Source organism: Comamonas sp. GCA5, assembly GCF_036541385.1.
Lineage (GTDB): Bacteria > Pseudomonadota > Gammaproteobacteria > Burkholderiales > Burkholderiaceae_C > Comamonas > Comamonas aquatica.
The window spans coordinates 1-2139 of the sequence record NZ_JAZHFR010000168.1; the positions used below are offsets into that span (position 1 = coordinate 1).

Below are 2139 nucleotides of genomic sequence, written 5' to 3' on the forward strand. Positions count from 1 at the left end.
GCACGGCCGCGATCCAGGCCGCATCCTGGCGCGCAGCCCAGCCGCGCAGCAAGACCGCGCCCTCGGCCAGCGGCTGGGCGGGCTGGGGCTCGGTGTCGAACAGCGGCAGGCTCATGCGCTCATGCGCGGGCGAAGTCCAGCGCTGCCTGCAGCAGGCGCTGCAGCGTGGGCTGGATGCGCGCGGCGCGCTCGGGCAGGAAGTCGAACGGCATCTGCTCCTGCATGTAGCTGCACTGCGTCATCTCCAGCTGCACGGCGTGGATGCCTTGCGCCGGTGCGCCGTAGTGGCGCGTGATGTGGCCGCCCTTGAAGCGGCCGTTGAGCACGGCCGTGTGGCCGGGTGCCGTCTGCGCGATCTGCAGCAGTTGCTGGGCCAGGCCCGCATCGCAGCTGGCCCCGTCGGCCGTGCCCAGGTTCAGGTCGGGCAGCTGGCCCTCGAAGAAGCGCGGCAGCACCGAGCGGATGCTGTGCGCATCCCACAGCACGACCCGGCCGTGCGTGCGCTGCAGGCGGTCCAGCTCGGCGCGCAGTTGGTCGTGGTAGGGCTGCCAGTACAGGCGCTTGCGGCGCTCGATCTCGGCCGCATCGGGCTCCTGCGCCACCGACGCATACAAGGCGGTGCTGGCAAAACTGTCGACCGGGCACAGGCCGGTCACGCTCTGGCCGGGGTAGAGGCTGGCGCCATCGGGCGCGCGGTTGAGGTCGATCACATAGCGCGAATGCGTGGCCACCAGGAGGGAGGCCCCCAGGGCCTGGGCGCAGGCGTACAGCTGGGGCATGTGCCAGTCGGTGTCGTGCACCTCGCGGGCCTCGGGCGTCAGCCGGGCGGCGATGTCGGCGGGCAGATGGGTGCCGGCATGCGGCATGGAAATCAGCAGCGGCGCCGTGCCTGGATGGAAAACAAAGGGCAAAGGAGCTTGGGACATACGCAATCAGCTATCAAAAAACATGCCATGGCCCCGGCGCCCCACAGCGCCGCGGGCCCGGGCCATCAGAACACCTTGCCGGGGTTCATCAACCCCAGCGGGTCCAGCGCGGCCTTGATGGCACGCATGGCGGCCAGCTCCTGGGGCGTGCGGCTCAGGGCCAGGAAGGACTTCTTGTGCAGGCCGATGCCGTGCTCGGCAGACACGCTGCCGTGGAAGGCGCCCACCACGCGGTACAGCTCGGCCTCGACCGCCTCGCACGCGCCGCCCACCGTGGCGCCGTCGGTGGAGACGTGCAGGTTGCCGTCGCCGACGTGGCCGAAGAACAGCGTGTGGTGGCCGGGCCAGCGCGCGTCGAAAGCGGCCTGGATGGCCGCGGCGAAACGCCCGATCTCGGCCTGCGGCAGGCTGACGTCGAAGTTCACCGGCGGGTGCATCTGGGTGTTCAGCTCGGCCGGGGCTTCGCGCAGCTTCCACAGCGTCTTGGCCTGGGTCTGCGACTGGGCGATCACGGCATCCACCACCTCGCCGGCCTCCATGGCGTCCCCCAGGGCGGCTTCCACGGCCTCGCGCAGGCTGGCCTCGTCCTTGCCGTCCACGTCGATCAGCGCCAGCAGCGGGTGGCGTTCCGCCAGCGGGGCCTGCAGCTGCTGCCACTGCACGGAGGCCTGCACGAAGTTGTCCCACATCAGCTCGAACGCGGCCACGCTGTTGCCAAAGCGGCCTTGCATGCGCTGCAGCACGGCCAGCGCCTGGTCAAAACCCGGCAGGGCGACCAGGGCCGTGGCCTTGGCCTGCGGCAGCGGGCGCAGGCGCAGCAGCACGCGGGTGATCACGCCCAGCGTGCCCTCGGCGCCGATGAAGAACTGCTTGAGGTCATAGCCCGTGTTGTTCTTGAGCATGGGGCGCAGCATGGGCAGCACCGTGCCGTCGGCCAGCACCACTTCCAGGCCCAACACCTGCTCGCGCATCATGCCGTGCTGCAGCACGCCATTGCCGCCGGCATTGGTGGCCACGTTGCCACCGATCTGGCAGCTGCCGCGCGCGCCCAGGTCCACGCCGAACGCCAGGCCCGCGTCCACGGCGGCTTCCTGCACGGCCTGCAGCGTGGCCCCGGCCTGCACCGTCATGGTGGCGGAGCGGGCGTCGATGGCTTCGATCGCCGGCATGCGCTCCAGCGACAGCGCCACGCAGTCGGCGCTGGGCACGGCGG

At 71.0% G+C, this 2139-nt stretch carries 2 protein-coding genes; both read right to left on the minus strand.

Going from position 1 to position 2139, the window contains the following annotated elements:
- Positions 1-119: 119 nt before the first annotated feature.
- Positions 120-926: an N-formylglutamate deformylase gene (gene hutG / locus SJH88_RS18970; protein WP_274755370.1), complete on the minus strand. Its 807-nt coding sequence runs from the start codon at positions 924-926 to the stop codon at positions 120-122.
- Between the two features lie 65 nt (positions 927-991).
- Positions 992-2139 (minus strand): FAD-binding oxidoreductase (locus SJH88_RS18975; RefSeq protein WP_274755371.1); only part of this gene is annotated, 1148 nt, incomplete at its 5' end.

Coding starts and splice junctions, on each gene's coding strand:
- hutG (WP_274755370.1), bottom strand. CDS start 926: ATGTCCCAAGCTCCTTTGCCCTTTGTTTTCCATCCAGGCACGGCGCCG.